Origin of the sequence: Haematobacter sp. (assembly GCF_032102465.1) — a bacterium.
In the GTDB taxonomy this organism is placed as follows: Bacteria; Pseudomonadota; Alphaproteobacteria; order Rhodobacterales; family Rhodobacteraceae; genus Haematobacter.
Genome location: NZ_DAMDHB010000050.1, coordinates 1 through 19,674, shown reverse-complemented (window position 1 = coordinate 19,674; position 19,674 = coordinate 1). Strand labels below are relative to the sequence as shown.

The window sequence follows — 19,674 nt, the reverse complement described above, 5'->3', positions numbered from 1 at the left end:
GAGGTGGCTCACTTCCCGGGGGAAAAACCGGCTCAGTTCCGCGGGGAAACCAACAGTACTGCGTCCTGAGGGCTCACGACCGCCGCTTTCATTGCTGAACGTAGCTGCGCACAGCAGTCTTTGCCGCGAGATCGAAGAATGCGGCCACGAGCTTTCCGCCCCTTCGTTCCCGGAGACAGATCAGGGCTTCATCCATCATCATCGGTGTTCGGCTGTCTATCGGCAGCAGCACGAGCCTTTCATCGCGCCCGAATTCGGCCGCCGATACGAAACCCACCCCGGCCCCGGAGGCGACGATCTCGCGCACTGCCTCCCTCCCTTCGGCCTCTATGGCGGGGATGACGCTGTGCCCCTCCGCGGCCGCGGCTTCCTCCAGCTTCCGCCGGGTCTTGGAGCCACGCTCCCGGAGGACCAGTGGTTCGGAGAGGAGGTCGGCGAACGTTACCCGCTCCAGCGTGGTCAAACGATGTCCGCGCGGCACGAAGGCGCAGATCGGCGTGGCGTTGAGCGGCATCACATCGAAATCCCGGCTGTTCGGAAGCTCACCGAGCACACCCAGATCCGCATCATAGCTGTGAAGCCGCTCTGTCACCGTCTCCGTGTTGCCTGCGTCCACTGTCACCTGCACGCCCGGATACTTCTCACGAAAGAGGGCAAGGGTATGGAGAAGGTGATGCGCGCTATCCGCCACGATACGAAGGCGACCGGCGCGAAGGGCGCGGCTTTCCGACAACAGCTCGAACGCCTGTTGTTCGCAGTCGAACATCCGGCGTGTGATCTCCAGCAGCCGCTCGCCCGCAGCGGTGACCGTGACCTGCTTCTTGTGACGGTTGAACAGCAGGATGTCGTATTCCTCCTCCAGCTTGCGCACCTGATCCGAGATGGCGGGCTGCGTGAGAAACAGCTGCTCTGCCGCGCGGGAAAAGCCGCCGCAGATGGCGACATGATGAAACGCCCGCAGTTGCACGTAACGCATGAGAATGCTCCTTCCGATACTCCGAGCGATGGTAAGGGGGCCGATGTCGAAGGGGCTGCCGCTTTCAGTTTTCAACAGTGTAATTTATCATTCGATCTAAACTAACGATTTTTCAAATGATGGGAAAGCGGCGATGCTTCGGGAACCAAATTCCGCCGTTTGAGGATGCCATGTCTCATCAGACCCCCGCTCCCTTTCCCGTGCCCGCTCAGGGTGAGCCTTACTTGCTGACCCCCGGGCCCCTCACCACTGCGCTTTCTGTCAAGGAGGCGATGCTGCGTGACTGGGGCTCCTGGGATATAGAGTTCCGCGACATGACCGCCCGTCTCAACACGCAGCTTCTGGCGATTGCCGGGGCGGATGCGGAGGACTATTCCTGCGTGCCGGTTCAGGGGTCGGGCAGCTTCGCGGTGGAGGCGATGCTGGGCACCTTCGTGCCGCGCGATGGCAAGGTGCTGGTTCTGGCGAACGGTGCCTATGGGCTGCGGGCGGCAGAGACGCTGCGCTATCTGGACCGGGCTTGCACGCTGATCGACAAGGGCGACTACATGCCGCCGAGGGGGGATGAAGTCGCGGCGGCGCTGGCCGCCGATCCGGCCATCACCCATGTTGTTGCCATCCATTGCGAAACTTCCTCCGGGATCCTGAACCCGCTGCCGGAAATTGCCGATGCGGTGCAGGCGGCCGGGCGCAAACTTCTCATCGACTCCATGAGCGCCTTTGGCGCGGTCCCGGTGCCGCTGACCTTCGAGGCAATGGTCTCCTCCGCGAACAAGTGCATCGAGGGCGTGCCGGGCTTCGGCTTCGTCATTGCGCGGAAGCAGGCACTGGAGGCTGCCAAAGGCAACAGCCATTCCCTTGCTCTCGATCTTCATGCCCAGTGGGCCTACATGCAGAAGACCGGTCAGTGGCGCTTTACCCCGCCCACGCATGTCGTTGCCGCCTTTCTGGAAGCGCTGCGCCTTCATGCGGAGGAGGGCGGTGTAGCGGCCCGGGGAGCGCGCTATGCGGGCAACCGTGATGTGATGGTCACAGGGATGCGCGCGCTCGGCTTTGAAACGTTGCTGGATGACAGGTGGCTCTCGCCGATCATCGTGACCTTCTTCTGCCCGGCGGATCCCAACTTTGCCTTCGCCCGGTTCTATGAGCTGATGAAGGCGAAGGGCTTCATAATCTATCCCGGCAAGCTGACCGTGGTGGATTCCTTCCGCGTGGGCTGTATCGGCCGCATGGACACCCATGTGATGCGCCGCGTGGTCGCTGCCGCTGCGGAGGCGCTGGCGGAGATGGGGGTGGTCTCTGCCGCTCCGCCGTCAGCCGCGCTGGAAGAACGCGCCAAACTTGCCGCCTGAGCACCGAGGGATCAACATGAGCCAGACCGTTACCACCGCCATTTTCGACTGGGCAGGCACGATGCTCGACTTCGGGTGCATAGCGCCGGTTGAGGCCTTTCGCGAAGCCTTTGCCGAAGCCGGAGTGGAGATCACCGAGGCAGAAGCGCGCGCGCCGATGGGCGCTGCCAAACGGGTCCATATCGAGATGATCCTCGATCAGCCCGGGGTTCAGGCCCGCTGGCAGGCCTATTACCGCAAGCCCTCAGATCAGGCGGATGTGGACCGGCTCTACGCCGCCTTTCTGCGCATCGACGAGGTGAACTGTGCCAAATACAGCGGGATGATCCCCGGCGCCCTTGAAGCTGTCGCAGCACTGCGTGGGCAGGGGATCCGCATCGGCTCCACCACCGGCTATCCGCGCAGCGTGATGGAGGGGCTGATGCCGCTTGCCGCCGCACAAGGGTATGTGCCCGATCACTGCACAACCGTGTCCGAGGTCCGGCGGGGGCGGCCCTACCCGGACATGGTTCTGGACAACGCCCTCGCGCTTGGCGCCCCAACGATGCAAGGCTGCGTGGTTGTGGACGACAGCCCGACGGGGTTGACCTCCGGTCGTGCGGCCGGGGCATGGGCTGTGGGCATCGTGGACAGCGGCAATGAGGTTGGCCTGTCGCTCGCCGCCTGGCAGGGTCTGGAGGAGCAGGACCGAAAAGACCGCCGGGCGGAAGCCATCGCGAAGCTCGATGCCGCAGGAGCACATTATACGATCGGGACAGTCGCCGAATTGCCCGCGGTCATTGCCAATATCAATGCGCGCCTTGCCGCCGGGGAGAGGCCCTGAGCCGAATCCCGAATCACCTTGCGAGTCACTTCCGAAACGGGGCCATCGGCCCCGTTTTTTCCATTTGGGGGGAATTTTTCCGTGTCGCCCATCATCAAGGCAACAATTGGAGTGGAATTGCCGTTCTTGGGCAGGATGTAAAATCACTGTTACAGAAGACCTCTAATATGCTCTCCCCCAAACGGGATTTAAGTTCTTTTCATCGAAACAATCGATGCAAGCATAAGTATTATACATTTTACTTATCGTATTACGGTCAGCATTTTCGACGGCAACGGATGCTGCGCTGCGGAAAATCGTAGTCGCAAGCTCCCTAATCCGCCTCCCACTTCCTGACCGGAGAAACCGATCATGACCAAGATGCTTGCCCTCGCCCTTGCCACCTCCGCCCTCTGCGCCTTTGGTGCGAAAGCGGAGGAGCTTACGGTCTATACTGCGCTGGAAGCCGAGTTCCTTGAGCGTTACGCCGCGGCCTTCAACGCGGATCATCCCGAGATCAGGATCAACTGGGTGCGGGACTCCACAGGGGTCATCACCGCCAAGCTGCTGGCGGAGAAGAACAACCCTCAGGCGGATGTCGTCTGGGGATTGGCGGCCACCTCGCTTCTGGTGCTGAAAGCGGAAGGCATGCTTGAACCCTATGCCGCAAAGGGGCTCCAGACGGTCGATGCACGCTATCGGGACGCAGACAATCCACCTTCTTGGGTGGGCATGGACGCGTGGGCCGCGACCATCTGCTTCAATACGGTCGAAGGTGCCAAGCTCGGATTGACGGCGCCGACAAGCTGGGCCGATCTGACCAGACCGGAATATACCGGTCATATCGTGATGCCGAACCCCGCTTCCTCCGGCACGGGTTTTCTCGATGTGTCGAGCTGGCTTCAGATGATGGGGAATGACGCCGGCTGGGCCTACATGGACGCGCTTCACAACAATATCGCCGCCTATACCCATTCCGGCTCCAAGCCCTGCAAAATGGCGGCCGCGGGAGAAGTTCCGATCGGAATTTCCTTTGAATTCCGCGCGGCCAAGTCAAAGGCCGACGGTGCCCCAATCGATATCATCATTCCGACCGAAGGGATCGGCTGGGATCTGGAGGCGAGTGCCATCGTCGCGGGAACCGATGCGCCGGAAGCGGCTCAGACGTTGATCGACTGGTCCATTACCCCTGCAGCAATGGCGCAATACAACGAAGGTTATGCCGTGCTGGCCGTTCCAGGTCTGGCCAAGCCGGTGAAGTATCTGCCCGATACGCTGGAAGCCTCGCTCATCAAGAACGACTTCGAGTGGGCCGCGAACAATCGCGAAGCCATTCTGAAGGAGTGGTCCGCCCGTTACGACGGCAAATCGGAAGCGCGGAACTGATCGCCACCCAGCGGCCCAGCCTGCACATGACCGGAGGATCCTCCATGACCCATGCCGCTCCTCACGCCTTCCAACGCGAGGCAACGCCCGCGACCCTGCTCCCCTATCTGGAGATCACGCATCTGTCGAAGGTGTTCGGTGACTTCACGGCTCTGGACGACGTCAGCCTGTCGGTGGGCAAGGGGGAGTTCATCTGCTTCCTGGGCCCGTCCGGCTGCGGCAAGACAACCCTGCTCCGCGCGGTCGCCGGTCTGGATCTCCAGACCCGCGGCGCCATCATGCAGGATGGCCGGGACATCTCGGTGCTTCCCGCCTCCAAGCGGGATTACGGCATCGTCTTTCAGTCCTACGCGCTGTTTCCCAACCTGACGGTGAGCCAGAATATCGCCTTCGGGCTGAAAAACACCGGACGGAAAAGGACGGAGATCGCACTGAGGGTCGCAGAGCTGCTGGCTCTGGTTGGATTGCCAGACAAGGCGCGCCATTACCCGGCGCAGCTGTCAGGCGGACAGCAGCAGCGTATCGCCCTTGCCCGCGCCATTGCGATCGATCCGGGGCTGCTGCTGCTGGATGAGCCGCTTTCCGCGCTGGATGCCAAGGTCAGGATACATCTGCGCCATGAGATCAAGGAATTGCAGCGACGGCTCGGGGTGACGACGATCATGGTCACTCACGATCAGGAGGAAGCGCTGGCCATGGCCGATCGGATCGTGGTGATGAACCAGGGCGTGATCGAGCAGGTGGGCACACCGACCGAGATCTACCGGAATCCAAAGTCACTTTTCGTGGCCGAATTCATCGGAGAGACGAACCGTCTGAACGCCCGCTGGCAGGGCGGTCAGGCGGCGGTGGCCGACGCAAGGCTTACCTGCCGCGGTGCGCGCTTCCGGGAGGATGCGCCGATCACCCTTTCCATCCGGCCAGAGGATATCGTGCCGCACGCCGATCCGTCGCCTGTCATACCGATCGAAAATGGTCTGGAGGCGACGGTCACGGACCTGGAGTTTCTGGGCGCGCATTGGCGGGTGCATCTGCTGACCGTCACAGGCCCGTTGGTTGCCAGCCTGTCCGCACATGCCATGCGGCGCCTGTCTCCCCACCCCGGGCTGCGGTTGATGATCGAACTGCCCGCCGACCGTTTGCTGACCTTTCCGGCGGAGGGCTGATACGTGACCTATACGTGGACCGCTCCCAAACTCCGCCAGCAGGTCGATGCGGATGCGTGGCTCCGACGGGCCTTCATGGCCATTCTCGCGCTTTATCTCATAGTATGCCTTGCGCTGCCGCTTGCGCTGATGCTCTCCAAATCCTTTACGACGTGGAAGTTCGACCTGACCCGCTACGAGTTTCAGGTGAGCGATGGGCAGGGCAACTGGGGGCCCATTGAAACGGCGGACGCCATAAATGCGCGCGTCGGCGCGTTCGATCCGTCCAACCTGCGCGCGGGAACCGATTCCCGCCTCGATGCGACAAAGCTGTTTCCAGAGTTCAGCTTCCGCAGTCCGGTGGAATACCGGCTCCGCAGTACAGACGGTGCGCCGTGGCTGGTCGGCCTTGATCTGCAACGGACGAGCGAGTGGCAGACCTACGACAGCAATACGTTCCGTCGGATCAATCTGCGCCCCGTCGCCGATACGGGCCTGGACAACTACCGCGCCTATTTCGCCAATCCGGCGCTGGTGTCCTCCATTGTGAACTCCGTCATGATCGCGCTTGCTGCCACAATGGTGACGGTGGCGCTCGCCTTCGGCTTTGCCTATGGGCTGACGCGGAGCTGCATGCGCGGGAAGGCGATGTTCAAGGTGATCGCCATAGCGCCGCTCCTGATCCCGTCGCTGCTTCCGGGCATCGCGCTGATCTACCTCTTCGGCAACCAGGGGATGCTGAAGGTATTGATGATGGGCAATTCCATTTATGGTCCCATCGGTATTCTCATCGGGTCGGTGTTCTTTGCATTTCCACACGCGATGATCATCCTCACCACCGCGCTCGCGATTGCAGACCAACGCCATTACGAGGCGGCGGAGGCATTGCGGGCCTCCCCCTTCCGCACGTTCATGACTGTCACGCTGCCAGGGGCCCGTTATGGTCTGGTCTCTGCGGCCTTCGTGACCTTTACCCTTGTGATCACGGATTTCGGGTTGCCGAAGGTCATTGGCGGGCAGTTCAACGTCCTCGCCGTTGATATCTACAAGCAGGTCATCGGGCAGCAGAACTTCGAGATGGGAGCAGTGGTGTCGGTCGTCCTGCTCCTTCCCGCGGCGCTGGCCTTTGCCGTTGACCGTATCGTGCAGCGCCGCCAGGTTGCCCTGCTGTCTTCCCGCTCAGTCGCCTATTCCCCACGTCCGCAGAAAGGGCGGGACAGCGCCTGCCTTCTGTTCTGCCTGATCGTGACGGGGTTCATTCTGGCGATCGTGCTGACCTGTCAGCTTGCTGCGATTACCTCCTTCTGGCCCTATGACCTCACCCCGAGCCTCAAGAACTATGATTTCAGCAAGATGGACGGTGGCGGCTGGAGCGCCTACGCAAATTCCATCCAGCTGGCTCTGCTGACCGCCGGGATCGGCACCGCCGTGATCTTCACCGGGGCCTACATGTCGGACAGGATGGAGGGCTTTGCACTGGGAAGAGGGCTATTTCAGTTTCTCGCGATGCTGCCGATGGCAGTGCCGGGGATGGTGCTGGGGCTGGCCTATATCTTCTTCTTCAACAACCCGGCAAACCCGCTGGCCGGTCTCTACGGCACGATGGCCATTCTTGTGATTTCCACCATCACTCACTTCTACACGGTGGGTCATCTGACGGCCATGACGGCGCTGAAACAGATCGATCGGGAGTTTGAGCCCGTCGCAGCCTCTCTCCGTCAACCCTCGCTTCGAGTTTTTGGCCGTGTCACCGTGCCGATCTGCATGCCCGCGATCATGGACATTTTCATCTATCTCTTCGTCAATGCGATGACGACGGTTTCGGCGGTGGTCTTCCTTTACTCCACCCATACGGCGCTGGCCTCTGTCGCGGTGTTGAACATGGACGATGCGGGAGATATCGCGGCAGCCGCAGCGATGGGGATGATGATACTCTACACGAATGCCGCGGCGCGGCTGCTGCACGGGTTCGTGGCTCGACGAATGCTCCGCCGCACGCAGGCGTGGCGCAACGCATAGCCGAAGGTCCACGGCACCTCCCCTGTCGAGCGGTTTACCCACGCAATTCCCGCATACGTTGGCTTGGTACCCCAGTCGTTCCGGGCCAGCGGTTTTGTACCTCCACTGTAGTCGCCGGAGGACGGCTCGGTGCTTAGCAGGCTGCTGAAAAAGTCCTGATGTGTCACGCCTATGTGCCAGAAATCGGAAAATCGGACCGGAAACGCCCGGAAGTATATAGATTTCCGGCCGAATTCCGACAGATTGCAAACGATTTCCGCTCCGACACCGGCCAAAAGCCTTTTTCAGCAGCCTGTTAGGTGTTTGATCCCACGGTTTGATGGTGCGATCCTTTCTTTGGAATGCAGGATGTCCTATGGGACACGTTCGTCACCGAAGCGCCGTGCCCTCTCACGCCGTCAGAGCAGCAATACGAGCCGATCGGAAGCTTCGCTCGCGCAGCTGAGCCGCGAGTTGGGCATCGACGCCAAGGCGGTTGCGAAGTGGCGCGAGCGCGACGGTTAAGGATACGAAGACGGGGTCCACGGACCCGCGCTCTACGGGCTGTCCGAGGCGGAAGAAGCGATGGTTATGGCATCCGGCATCACACTCTGCTGCCACTTGACGACCGCCTTTATGCCCTCCATCCCCACCTGAGGGGATCTGCAGAGCACCGGTGCCGCGACATGTCCTCTCAGGCTTGCCTGATGTTGAGGGGGACAAACCCACCGGATGAGCAAGTTCGCCGAGACCCCATTCGTCGACAAGGCCGACAGAAAGACGGTCTGGGAATTCCTTCAGCATATGCTGGAGGCCGGGGCTTGTCAGGTCCACACTCTTCTCTCTGAACACGTCTTATGTCGGGAACGATCTGCCGCTTGAGGCATCAGACCACGGGCATCCAAGCGACTGGATGCGCGGACCGATGTCCGCCCAGGAGGCTCCACCGTCAGGAAGTGGTCTCTTCCATAGCAAATACAGGGTCAGCAATCCCAGTCGAAGGCCAGAACATTATCCACGAGGTCAGGAAGCCGCCTCCACGGCTCTACAGGGAGGGGTCCCTCACCTCCTCGCAGAAGGGGCGATAGGGTTTGCCGGATTTGATCACGGCGGGAATAGTGCGGGCCATCCTGGCGGGGATGTAGGTGTAAGCCTTGCGACGCGGGCCGGGGTTGTGAGGAACCGGCGCGATGTATCGCTCGAATTTGTCGCGGAAGCTGCTAGCGGGCTTCAGCACGGTGGGCTGACCGGCTAGCCAAAGTCTACGATTACGGTTCAACCTACGCCGCCGGTGCAATTCTCGTGACTGACAACACAGGCGAATTTTCGCGTATTCGGGATCTGAGGACTGAAAACCGGATCAGGCAGTCCACCGAGGCCAACGGCATACAGATACGATTCTTTCGTGGCCCCGGTGCGAGAGCCATCCCTCTGTTCAGACTGTAGTCATTTGGATATGACGTTAGAGTGGCGTAAGACAATATCTATATGACAGAGAGTCATACCAATGATCGATATCCAGCCTCTGGCAATCCTGCGCGAGATTGACCGGACGGGGAGCCTGACCCAGGCCGCCGATCGGCTGAACCTGACTCAATCGGCCGTCAGCCATGCCATTCGCCGCTTCGAGGAGCGCTATGGGGTCAAACTCTGGGAGCGCGAGGGGCACAAGTTGCGCCTGACACTTGCCGGCGACTATCTTCTGGGGCTGGCGATGCGGGTACTGCCACAGCTCGAACATGGCGCGATCGTTCTCGATCACTATGCTCGCGGACGTCGCGGTGCGATCCGGGTCGGGATGGAATGTCACCCCTGCCAGGATTGGCTCATGCGGGTGGTCGATCCGTTTCTGGCGGAATGGCCGGATGTCGATCTGGATGTTACCACGGCCTTTCAGTTCGGCGGGCTGGCGGCGCTACTGGGCCATGAGATCGACATTCTTGTCACTCCTGATCCGATCAAGCGTCCGGGCGTCGAATACGAAGCTGTCTTCGACTATGAACTGGTTCTGGCGGTGGCCGAGACCCATCCCTTGGCGCAGAAACAGCAGGTTGCACCCGAGGATCTGGCGCGCGAGACCCTGATCACTTATCCGGTCGCTCGCGAGAGGCTGGATATCTACACCCACTTCCTGGTGCCTGCCCATGCCCTGCCGCGGCGTCACCGCACGGTGGAGACGACTGATCTGATGTTACGGCTGGTGGCCTCGGGCCGCGCTGTCAGCGCGACGCCCGACTGGCTGTTGCGCGAGGTCAAAGGGGTGAAAGGGGTGCGGATCGGCGAGGGGATCGCGAAGTCCATCCATCTCGGGCACCGCACAGGCAAGGCGGCCACCTATCTCGACGGCTTCATCGATTTGGCCAAGAGCGTCGAGATCTGACCCGATACGGGTATCTTTCTGGGGACCTTCCGCTTTCGCTCGCATGAATGCGCAGAAAGACCCATGCGGGCTTAGCTGCATGGGGCTGGCCATAACATGACATGTAGTCATGTTTTTCTGACGTAATATCATTTTTCTTCATGTTTTGGGTCAGGCATATGTCACGTGTTGCCCCGAACCACCGGCCCATGAAGACCGCTCATCGCGCTCGTTTGAGAACCATCTCGGACGCCACCTGAACATGCATGAAACGGCCTCAGGCCAAGGCAGGAGACCAGATTCCATGACCAGAGACTTCAGCTTCTCCATCAAGACTCTTCCCTTTGACGAAGATTACAAACCCTCCGACAGTACGCGTCTCACCACCAATTTCGCCAATCTGGCGAGGGGCGAGAGCCGTCAGGAGAACCTGCAGAACGCGCTGCGGATGATCGAAAATCGCTTCAACGCCTTGGCCCAGTGGGATAACCCGCGCAACGACCGCTACGGCATTGAACTGGACATTGTGTCCGTCGATCTGGAGATCGACGGCACTGGGGGGGCGTTCCCGGCAATCGAGATGCTGAAGACGACGATCCTCGACCGCAAGACGGCTGCGCGGATCGACGGGATCGTCGGGAACAACTTCTCTTCCTATGTGCGGGATTATGACTTCAGCGTCCGGCTGCCTGGATGCGGCGGCTGCGGCATTCCTGACGATTTCGGGGATCTGCACGGCAAGCTGTTCAAGAGCTTCGTCACCTCCGACGCCTACAAGGCATATTTCCTGAAGCTGCCCGTGATCTGTCTCAGTGTCTCGCACGACAAGACCTACCGGCGGACGGCAAATCAGCACCCCATTCTGGGGTTTGAATACCAAACGAACGAAGCCTCTCTGACCGAGCAGTATTTCAGGAAGATGGGAATGCAGGTGCGCTACTTCATGCCGCCGAACAGCGCGGCACCGCTGGCATTCTACTTCTTCGGTGACCTGCTCAACGATTACACCAATCTCGAACTGATCGGCACCATCGCCACGATGGAGACCTTCCAGAGGATTTACCGGCCGGAGATCTATAACGCCAATTCAGCGGCGGGGCAGGTCTTTTCACCGAGTCTCCAACAGCCAGACCATTCGCTGACCCGGATTGTCTACGACCGGGAGGAGCGCAGCCGGCTGGCGGTCCAGCAAGGAAAATTCGCCGAAGAGCACTTCATAAAGCCGTATGGGGCCATTCTGGATGAGTGGTCCATGCAATTCGCCGCTTGAACGACTGACAAATCACAAGGTTACGACGCATGACTAAATTGCTCCCCACATCGACTGCCGGCAGTCTCCCCAAACCGTCCTGGCTGGCAGAGCCGGAAAAGCTCTGGTCCCCCTGGAAACTTGAAGGTGAGGAGTTGATTGCTGGCAAACAGGACGCTCTTCTCTTGACCCTGGCCGAGCAGGAGCGCGCGGGGATCGATATCGTCAGCGATGGAGAACAGACCCGCCAGCATTTTGTCACGACCTTCATCGAACATCTCGACGGCGTCGATTTCGAGAAACGCGAAACCGTGAGAATCCGCAATCGCTACGATGCGAGCGTGCCAACGGTTGTGGGTGCCGTGTCCCGCGAAAAGCCGGTATTCGTGGAGGATGCCAGGTTCCTGCGGCAGCAGACCGAAGGTCGTATCAAATGGGCATTGCCCGGGCCCATGACGATGATCGACACGCTTTATGATGCGCACTACAAGAGCCGCGAAAAACTCGCCTGGGAGTTTGCCGTGATCCTCAATCAGGAAGCGCGCGAGCTTGAAGCCGCCGGGGTCGACATCATCCAGTTCGACGAACCTGCGTTCAACGTTTTCTTCGACGAGGTGAACGATTGGGGCATTGCCGCTCTGGAAAGGGCGATTGAAGGGCTCAGGTGCGAAACGGCTGTCCATATCTGTTATGGCTACGGCATCAAGGCCAATACCGATTGGAAGAAAACGCTGGGCTCGGAATGGCGCCAGTATGAAGAGACGTTTCCCAAACTTCAGGCGTCCAATGTCGATCTGGTTTCGCTGGAATGCCACAACTCGCATGTTCCGATGGAACTGATCGAGCTTCTGCGCGGCAAGAAGGTAATGGTCGGGGCTATTGATGTGGCAAGCACCACCGTCGAAACCCCGGAGGAGGTGGCCGATACCTTGCGCAGGGCGCTTCGGTTCGTGGATGTTGAAAAGCTTTACCCCTGCACGAACTGCGGCATGGCACCGCTCTCACGTGAGGTTGCACGGGGCAAGCTCAAGGCGCTCAGTGCAGGTGCCGAAATCATCCGGCGGGAGGTCTCGGCTTAAAAACCTGCGAATGATGGGCTGGCCGTCGCGGTGGTCCCGTTGAGCAGGCTGCTGAAAAAGTCCTGAAGCGTCATGCCCGTGCTCTGAAAATCGGGGAATCAGCCGAGAAATAACCCAACTTTGTAGGTTTTCGGCTGGATTTAACCAGATTGCGACCGATTTCCGCTTCAACACGGACCCGAAAGCCTTTTTCGGCAACCTGTTAGTGTATGCCGTCAACTCGGAACGCGGCATGGATCCTGCAGGATCATAGCTCGGCCGTCCCTGAGTAGGGGGCAAAGCGTGCCTCGCCGGAGCGGACGGCCAGGGGCCGGCTCACCATCGGAAAGGCGCGCTGCGGGCAATCCAGGCGCTCGCAGAGCTTGCAGCCGGGGCCGATCCGCGCGGCGGTCTCCGGGTTCTTCAGGTCCATGCCGCGCGCATAGACCAGCCGCTCGGCATGGGCAAGATCGCAGCCGAGCGCCACGGCGAAGGTCTTGACCGGCGCGCCGAAGCCGCCCTGTCCGGTTTGCACCATGCGTGCGATCCAGAGGTAGCTGCGCCCATCCGGCATCTGTGCCACCTGCCGCAGGATGGTGCCGGGCCGGGCAAATGCCTCGTAGATATTCCACAGCGGGCACGATCCCCCGATGCGGGAGAAGTGGAAGTCGGTCGCCGACTGGCGCTTCGAGATGTTTCCGGCCCGGTCCACGCGGATGAAGAAGAAAGGCACGCCCCGCGCGTCGGGGCGTTGCAGGGTGGACAGGCGGTGGCATGTGGTCTCGAACCCGACGCCGAAGCGGCGTGACAGGAGCTCTATGTCATATCTTACTGCCTCCGCCGCCTCCAGGAATGCGCGATAGGGCAGGATGAGCGCACCCGCGAAGTAGTTGGCCAGACCGATGCGCAGCAGGGCGGCGGCGTCCGGTGTGAGCTTCGGATCGGCGGAGAGGCGGGCGATGGTTTCTCCCTGTTCCAGAAAGGCCAGTTGCGTGGCGATCTGAAAGGCGATCTGGCCAGGCGTCAGATCGGCGGCGAGATGGAGCACCCGTGCGGCAGGATCGTAGCGGCGCAGGGTATCGTTCATACCTTGCGCGATGCGGATCCCGTGTCGCCCCGCCAGCCGGTCGATCAGCCCGGCGCTCATGCGCCCCGGCCCAAGCCCGTCACCGATCGCCTCGGCCGCGCGGTCCAGCTCGGGCACGTAATTGCGCCGCTCGTAGAACCAGTCGCGCACCGCCTCGTAGGCGGTGGGGGCGTGGCCGGGGCTGGCGGTGATCTGCCCGGCGAAAAGGTCTGCGCGTTCGGAGGTCTCCTTCAGCGTTTGCTGCATGGCGATGATCGACCGTGCCACCCCGGGCATTTTCGAGGCGATTTCCCGAACCTCTGCCAGCGAGACGGCTGTGCCCTGATCGGCCAGCGCCCCGCGCAGATCAGTGATCAGCCGCGCCTCATCGGCATCGGAGAAGATCTGCACGTCCAATCCGAAGGCGGCATTGAGCTTCAACAGCACCGGAACGGTGATCGGCCTCGCGTCCTGTTCGATCTGGTTGAGGTAGCTCGGGCTGATCTCCAGCGCGCGGGCAAGGGCAGCCTGCGTCAGCCCGCGTTCCTCGCGCAAGCGGCGCAGCCTTACGCCCATATAGGCCTTGCTCATCTTCGCAACCTTCGCAATTCGCAGGATTATCATTCGCAAACCCACGCATATTCAGCAGTTTACTGCTTCATTGCGGCCGTGGGAAGGTTTGCGTGCCAATCCTGCGAAGGTTATCGCCATGCAATCTCAACCCGACGTCAGGCTGATCGAGATGATCTTTCCCGATGCTGCGAACCACTATGGGACGCTGTTCGGGGGCAATGCGCTGGCGCTGATGGCGAAGGCCGCTTTTGTCGCCGCCACCCGTCATGCCGGAACTTCCGTGGTCATGGCGCGCTCCGAACGGATCGACTTCGCCACCCCGGTGCGGGTCGGCGATATGCTGGAGCTGAGTGCGCGGGTGATCCGCACCGGCCGCAGTTCCATGACGGTGGAGGTCAGCGGCTTTGCCGACGGGATCGGTGACCCGGCGCCGCGCGCGGCGCTTTCCGGCCAATTCGAGATGGTGGCGGTGGATGCAGCGGGCCGCCCGCAGCGCCTTGCCCGAAACAAGTACAACGAAGGACAGACGCAATGAACACCCATGATGTGCGGACCTACAAATCGGCCGAACACCTGCCGCGCGAAGACCAGCTTGCGTGGAAGATCGCCGAAGTCGCCGCCGACCCGGTGGAGGTGTTGCCGGAAGTCACCGAGATGATCATCAACCGGATCATCGACAACGCCGCCGTCGCCGCAGCCTCGCTCGCGCGCCGTCCGGTGGCCTCGGCGCGGGCGCAGGCGCTCTGCCATCCGATGGCGCCGGGCGCCACGGTGTTCGGTCTGGCCAATGACCGGGTGAGCCCCGAATGGGCGGCCTGGGCGAATGGCACGGCGGTGCGGGAACTCGATTTCCACGACACCTTCCTGGCCGCCGACTATTCCCACCCCGGCGACAACATCCCTCCCATTCTGGCGGTGGCGCAGCATATAGGGCGTTCCGGGGCCGAGCTGATCCGGGGGCTGGCGACGGGCTATGAGATTCAGGTGAACCTCGTGCGCGGCATCTGCCTGCATGAGCACAAGATCGACCATATCGCGCATCTCGGTCCGTCGGCGGCGGCGGGGATCGGCACACTGCTGGGCCTTTCCACGGAGACGATCTATCAGGCGGTGCAGCAGGCGCTGCATGTCACCACCACCACGCGGCAAAGCCGCAAGGGCGAGATTTCGAGCTGGAAGGCCTATGCCCCCGCTTTTGCGGGCAAGATGGCGATCGAGGCGGTGGATCGGGTGATGCGTGGCGAAGGCGCGCCGTCCCCGGCGTGGGAGGGCGAGGACGGCTTCATCGCCTGGCTGCTCTCCGGCCCGAACGCGCGTTATCAGGTGCCGCTGCCCGGCAGAGGAGAGGCGAAGCGCGCGATCCTCGACACCTATACCAAGGAGCATTCGGCGGAATACCAAAGCCAGGCGCTGATCGACCTTGCCCGCCGCATGGGTCCGCAGATGAGCGATCTGACGCAGATCGACAGCATCGTGATCCACACCAGCCACCATACCCATCATGTGATCGGTACCGGCGCGAACGACCCGCAGAAAATGGACCCGAAGGCCAGCCGCGAGACGCTGGACCATTCGATCATGTATATCTTCGCCGTGGCGCTGGAGGATGGCGGCTGGCACCACGAGAAATCCTATGCGCCGGATCGGGCCAACCGCCCGGAGACCGTGGCGCTCTGGCGCAAGGTCTCTACTACCGAAGACCCGGAGTGGACGCGCCGCTATCACGCCCGCGATCCGAAGGAGAAGGCCTTTGGCGGCCGCGTGGTGGTCACACTGAAGGACGGGCGGGTCATCACCGACGAACTGGCGCTGGCCGATGCCCACCCCGACGGCGCGCGCCCCTTTGGGCGGGAGAATTACGTGCGCAAATTCCTCACCCTCTCAGACGGGATCATCGCGGGCGGCGAGCAGCAGCGGTTCCTCGACGCGGCGGCGGCACTGGCAACGCTGAAGGCGGGGGATCTCGCGGCGCTCAACTTCACCGTGGACGCGGAGAGGCTCGGCCCCGCCCGTCCACACGGCATATTCGACTGGAAATGAGGGATCAGATGAGCGGCTCCATGCTGAAACCGAAGAAATCCGTGGCCCTCTCCGGGGTGGTTGCCGGCAATACCGCGCTGTGTTCGGTGGGCCAGTCGGGCAATGACCTGCATTATCGCGGCTTCGACATCCTCGACATTGCCGAGGCCTGTGAATTCGAGGAAGTGGTGCATCTGCTGGTGCACGGCGCGCTGCCCACCGCCCCTGAACTGCGCGCCTACAAGGCGAAGCAGAAGGCCCTCCGGGGCCTTCCAAAGGCGGTGCGCGACACGCTGGAGGCGATCCCCGCCGCCGCACATCCGATGGATGTGCTGCGCTCCGGGGTCAGCGCATTGGGCTGCGTGCTGCCTGAGGCGCATGACCACAACCTTCCCGGCGCGCGCGACATCGTGGACCGGCTGATTGCGGCGCAGGGCTCCATGCTGCTCTACTGGCACCACTACGCCCAGAACGGCCGTCGGATCGAGGTGGAGACGGAGGACGATACCGTTGCCGGCCATTTCCTGCACCTGCTGCACGGAATCGCGCCCTCCGCCGCCGAAGTGCGGGCGATGCACACCACGCTGAACCTCTATGCCGAGCATGAGTTCAACGCCTCCACCTTCACTGCACGGACCATCGCGGGCACCGGGTCGGATGTGTATTCTGCCATCGCAGGCGCCATCGGCGCGCTGCGCGGGCCGAAGCACGGCGGCGCGAACGAGGTCGCCTTCGAGATCCAGAAGCGCTATGCCGACGCGGATGAGGCGGAGGCGGACATCCGTGCCCGCATGGCGGCGCGGGAGGTCATCATCGGCTTCGGCCACCCGGTCTATACCATCGCCGACCCGCGCAACGTGGTCATCAAACGGGTGGCGAAGCAGCTCTCCACCGCCTCCGGCTCCATGCGGATGTTCGACATCGCCGAACGGATCGAGACGGTGATGATGGAAGAAAAGCGGATGTTCCCGAACCTCGACTGGTATTCGGCGGTGTCCTACCACCTGCTGGGCGTGCCGACCGCGATGTTCACGCCGATCTTTGTAATCTCGCGCACCTCCGGCTGGGGCGCGCATGTGATCGAACAGCGGCAGGATAACAAGATCATCCGCCCCTCTGCCAACTATATCGGGCCGGACAACCGCGCCTTCACCCCCATCGACAAGCGCGGCCTGCTGGCGCCGCCTTCGGAGGCCTGAGATGCCCTATCTGATTGCAGATGATCTGCCGCGCGCAATGGCCGGGGCGCGGTTCCGCGCGGCGCTGGACCGGCCCGGCATTCTCCGGATGCCCGGCGCGCATAATGGCCAGGCGGCATTGCAGGCAAAGGCCGCGGGGTTCGACGCACTCTATCTCTCCGGTGCCGCGATGACGGCCTCCATGGGTTTGCCTGATCTGGGCATCATCACGGTGGATGAGGTCGCCTTCTTCATCCGCCAGATCGCGCGGGCCTCCGGCCTGCCGCTGCTGGTGGATGGCGACACCGGTTATGGCGAGGCGCTGAACGTCATGCATATGGTCCGTGTGTTCGAGGAGGCGGGCGCGGGGGCCGTACATCTGGAGGACCAGCTGTTGCCGAAGAAATGCGGACATCTGAACGACAAGAAGCTCGCCTCCGCGCAGGACATGGCGGCCAAGGTTGCCGCCGCCGCTCGTGCCCGGCGCGATCTGGTCGTGATCGCCCGGACAGATGCGGCGGCGTCCGAGGGCATCGAAGGGGCCGTGGAGCGGGCCAGACTCTACACGGAAGCGGGCGCGGATGCGATCTTCCCCGAAGCGCTGACATCGGTGGAGATGTTCCGCGAGGTCCGCGCCCGCCTGCCAGGGGTGAAACTTCTGGCCAACATGACCGAATTCGGCCGCACGCCCGCGCTCACCGCGCAGGAGTTCGAGGATCTGGGCTACGACATGGTGATCTGGCCGGTCTCCTCGCTTCGCGTCGCCAACAAGGCGCAGGAGCGGCTCTACACGGCGCTCGCCCGCGACGGCGCCACTACGGCGATGATCCCGGAAATGCAGACCCGCGCGGAACTCTACGATGTGATCGGCCTCAATGCCTTCGAAGTACTGGACCAGTCCATCGCTCAGTCGGTCGTGCCGGAGTGGAAGTCCTGAAACCACCGATCTGAGACCGCTACCATCGGTACCCTGCCTGGCGCGGTTCCTTCCATTCCCAAGAAGGCATCGCGCCCTCAAACCGTGTGATCAAACAGCTAATACAGTGCGATCGGGCTGCCGGTCTGGGGATCGGGGATGACGCGGAGCGGCAGGCCATAGATGCGCTGCAGGATCTCCGGGCGCATCACCTCCTCCACCCGCCCTTCCGCGACGATACGCCCCTGCGCCATTCCGATCAGTCGGTCGCAGAAGCGCGCGGCGAGGTTGATGTCGTGAAGCACTACGACCGCCATCGCCTCTGGCCGCCGCGCCAGGCTGCGCAGGAGCGTCAGCACCTCCACCTGGTAACGCAAATCCAGCGCGGCGGTTGGCTCGTCCATCAGCAGGCAGCCGGCGGATTGCGCCAGCATCATGGCAATCCAGCCTCGCTGCCGTTCCCCGCCCGAAAGGGTAGCCACCAGCTGCTCCCCCATCCCAGCAAGGCCTGCCGCGCCCATCGCATGCTCCACCGCCCGCCGGTCAGTATCGCCGAGCCTGCGGAACGGTCCGGTCCAGGGATAGCGCCCAAGACCCACCAGCTCCGCCAGACACATGTCCCCGGCGGGCGGCGGGCTCTGCGGCAGGAAGGCGATGCGCCGGGCCAGTTGGCGGGCCGGAAGAGCGGCGAGCGGAAGACCGTCGAGCCGCAGCTCGCCTCGCGTGGGCCGTTCCTGCCCGGCCATCAGTCGCAGAAGCGTGCTCTTGCCCGCGCCATTCGCGCCGATGACGCCATAGAGCAGCCCCCGGTCCAACCGCAGGGAAATCCCTTCCAGCAAGGGCCGACCCCCCGCGACGAAGGCGATATCGGTGAGATCGAACATCGTCATTTCCTCAACAGACCCGGGAGAATCCAGAGCCCGGACAGGAATGCCGCCATCAGTCCCGCGGGTACCTGCCATGGAAAGGCCGCGATCCGCCCGAGCCAGTCGGCCGCCACCATGACTGCTGCACCTGCCAGCGCCGCCCCTGCCAGCGCGGCGGCCGGGGGCGTCAGGCCGGCGGCACGGGCGATCTGCGGCGCCATCAGGCCCAGAAAACCGAGCGGCCCCATCACCAGCGTCGCGATAGCGGACCCCGCGGCTGTCAGCCCGACCAGCGTTCCCCGCGCGACCGGCAGTGCCAGCCCCAGCGACCGGGACGCCTCCGCCCCCATCGGCAGGATCGCCAGCCAGCGGGAAAAGGCCGGGACCGTCGCCAGAAGCGCTCCGGCCCCGGCAAGCGCAAACACCGCATCCTCCGGCGTCGCCCGCCAGGTGGATCCGGCCAGCCAGCCCATGAGCAGCGCTGCCCGCGGGTCTCCGCCAGCGAGCAGGAGCGACGTGAGCGCGGAGAGGAGCGTGACCCCCGCCACCCCGGCCAGCACCAGATGCAGCGGCGAGAAGCTCCGCCGCGCCGCGAGCGCCACTGCCACGACGGCGGCGAGGAGGGCGCCGGCGAAGGTTGCTGCCACGAGCGCCGGGCGACCCGTCGCGCCAAGTGCCACCGCCCCGATCAGGCCGAGCGCCGCGCCGGAGGACACGCCCAGCAGTTCCGG

The 19,674-nt window shown here is 62.7% G+C and carries 16 protein-coding genes and 1 pseudogene; 12 read left to right on the top strand and 5 right to left on the bottom strand.

Features of this window, described 5'->3' with window-relative positions; all coding sequences use genetic code 11:
- Nucleotides 1-88: 88 nt before the first annotated feature.
- Nucleotides 89-976: a LysR substrate-binding domain-containing protein gene (locus RT513_RS19100; RefSeq protein WP_290691356.1), complete on the bottom strand. Its 888-nt coding sequence runs from the start codon at nucleotides 974-976 to the stop codon at nucleotides 89-91.
- A 170-nt stretch (nucleotides 977-1,146) separates the two neighbouring features.
- On the opposite strand from RT513_RS19100, the gene RT513_RS19095 reads away from it, so the two are divergent.
- The 5 genes from RT513_RS19095 to RT513_RS19075 all read left to right on the top strand — a co-directional run bounded on the left by RT513_RS19095 (nucleotide 1,147) and on the right by RT513_RS19075 (nucleotide 7,680).
- On the top strand, nucleotides 1,147-2,328 hold the full coding sequence (locus RT513_RS19095; RefSeq protein WP_290691358.1) for a 2-aminoethylphosphonate--pyruvate transaminase: 1,182 nt from the start codon (nucleotides 1,147-1,149) through the stop codon (nucleotides 2,326-2,328).
- Between the two features lie 16 nt (nucleotides 2,329-2,344).
- On the top strand, nucleotides 2,345-3,151 hold the full coding sequence (phnX, locus tag RT513_RS19090) for a phosphonoacetaldehyde hydrolase (RefSeq protein WP_290691361.1): 807 nt from the start codon (nucleotides 2,345-2,347) through the stop codon (nucleotides 3,149-3,151).
- Nucleotides 3,152-3,502: 351 nt separating this feature from the next.
- Nucleotides 3,503-4,516, top strand: a complete 1,014-nt coding sequence (locus RT513_RS19085; RefSeq protein ID WP_290691364.1) for a putative 2-aminoethylphosphonate ABC transporter substrate-binding protein — start codon at nucleotides 3,503-3,505, stop codon at nucleotides 4,514-4,516.
- Nucleotides 4,517-4,560: 44 nt separating this feature from the next.
- Nucleotides 4,561-5,682 (top strand): putative 2-aminoethylphosphonate ABC transporter ATP-binding protein, encoded by a 1,122-nt coding sequence (locus tag RT513_RS19080; RefSeq protein ID WP_290691367.1) that lies wholly within the window; start codon nucleotides 4,561-4,563, stop codon nucleotides 5,680-5,682.
- A gap of 3 nt (nucleotides 5,683-5,685) precedes the next feature.
- Nucleotides 5,686-7,680 carry a putative 2-aminoethylphosphonate ABC transporter permease subunit gene (locus tag RT513_RS19075; RefSeq protein ID WP_290691370.1) on the top strand — a complete coding sequence of 665 codons (1,995 nt, stop codon included), beginning with the start codon at nucleotides 5,686-5,688 and terminating at the stop codon, nucleotides 7,678-7,680.
- A 1,024-nt stretch (nucleotides 7,681-8,704) separates the two neighbouring features.
- Here RT513_RS19075 and RT513_RS19070 read toward each other — a convergent pair.
- Nucleotides 8,705-8,926 (bottom strand): annotated as a pseudogene (locus RT513_RS19070) (IS110 family transposase); the annotation flags it as partial.
- A 240-nt stretch (nucleotides 8,927-9,166) separates the two neighbouring features.
- Here RT513_RS19070 and RT513_RS19065 point away from each other — a divergent pair.
- The 3 genes from RT513_RS19065 to RT513_RS19055 all read left to right on the top strand — a co-directional run bounded on the left by RT513_RS19065 (nucleotide 9,167) and on the right by RT513_RS19055 (nucleotide 12,346).
- Entirely contained in the window at nucleotides 9,167-10,039 is an 873-nt protein-coding gene (locus tag RT513_RS19065; RefSeq protein WP_290691373.1) for a LysR family transcriptional regulator, read from the top strand.
- 241 nt (nucleotides 10,040-10,280) lie between these two features.
- Nucleotides 10,281-11,288: a DUF1852 domain-containing protein gene (locus tag RT513_RS19060; RefSeq protein ID WP_313534296.1), complete on the top strand. Its 1,008-nt coding sequence runs from the start codon at nucleotides 10,281-10,283 to the stop codon at nucleotides 11,286-11,288.
- A 29-nt stretch (nucleotides 11,289-11,317) separates the two neighbouring features.
- Nucleotides 11,318-12,346, top strand: a complete 1,029-nt coding sequence (locus RT513_RS19055) for a methionine synthase (protein ID WP_088215649.1) — start codon at nucleotides 11,318-11,320, stop codon at nucleotides 12,344-12,346.
- A 247-nt stretch (nucleotides 12,347-12,593) separates the two neighbouring features.
- On the opposite strand, the gene RT513_RS19050 is transcribed toward RT513_RS19055, so the two are convergent.
- Nucleotides 12,594-13,982: a short-chain fatty acyl-CoA regulator family protein gene (locus RT513_RS19050; RefSeq protein WP_290691380.1), complete on the bottom strand. Its 1,389-nt coding sequence runs from the start codon at nucleotides 13,980-13,982 to the stop codon at nucleotides 12,594-12,596.
- A 118-nt stretch (nucleotides 13,983-14,100) separates the two neighbouring features.
- Between RT513_RS19050 and RT513_RS19045 the strand changes: the two genes are divergently transcribed.
- Genes RT513_RS19045 through prpB form a run of 4 tightly spaced genes read left to right on the top strand, consistent with a single transcriptional unit; the run spans nucleotide 14,101 to nucleotide 18,098 of the window.
- Complete coding sequence (locus RT513_RS19045; RefSeq protein WP_290691382.1) at nucleotides 14,101-14,499, top strand: acyl-CoA thioesterase; 399 nt, start codon at nucleotides 14,101-14,103, stop codon at nucleotides 14,497-14,499.
- Nucleotides 14,496-16,004, top strand: a complete 1,509-nt coding sequence (locus tag RT513_RS19040; RefSeq protein ID WP_290691385.1) for an MmgE/PrpD family protein — start codon at nucleotides 14,496-14,498, stop codon at nucleotides 16,002-16,004. The genes RT513_RS19045 and RT513_RS19040 overlap by 4 nt, the downstream gene beginning before the upstream one ends.
- 8 nt (nucleotides 16,005-16,012) lie before the next feature.
- Nucleotides 16,013-17,182: a 2-methylcitrate synthase gene (gene prpC / locus RT513_RS19035; RefSeq protein WP_290691388.1), complete on the top strand. Its 1,170-nt coding sequence runs from the start codon at nucleotides 16,013-16,015 to the stop codon at nucleotides 17,180-17,182.
- Nucleotide 17,183: 1 nt separating this feature from the next.
- Nucleotides 17,184-18,098, top strand: a complete 915-nt coding sequence (gene prpB / locus RT513_RS19030; protein WP_290691390.1) for a methylisocitrate lyase — start codon at nucleotides 17,184-17,186, stop codon at nucleotides 18,096-18,098.
- A 98-nt stretch (nucleotides 18,099-18,196) separates the two neighbouring features.
- On the opposite strand, the gene RT513_RS19025 is transcribed toward prpB, so the two are convergent.
- Both RT513_RS19025 and RT513_RS19020 read right to left on the bottom strand, forming a co-directional pair.
- A complete protein-coding gene (locus tag RT513_RS19025) occupies nucleotides 18,197-18,961 on the bottom strand; it encodes an ABC transporter ATP-binding protein (protein ID WP_290691393.1) in 765 nt (254 codons plus the stop codon).
- A gap of 2 nt (nucleotides 18,962-18,963) precedes the next feature.
- On the bottom strand, nucleotides 18,964-19,674 hold a 711-nt coding region (locus RT513_RS19020), incomplete at its 5' end, for an iron chelate uptake ABC transporter family permease subunit (RefSeq protein ID WP_313534290.1).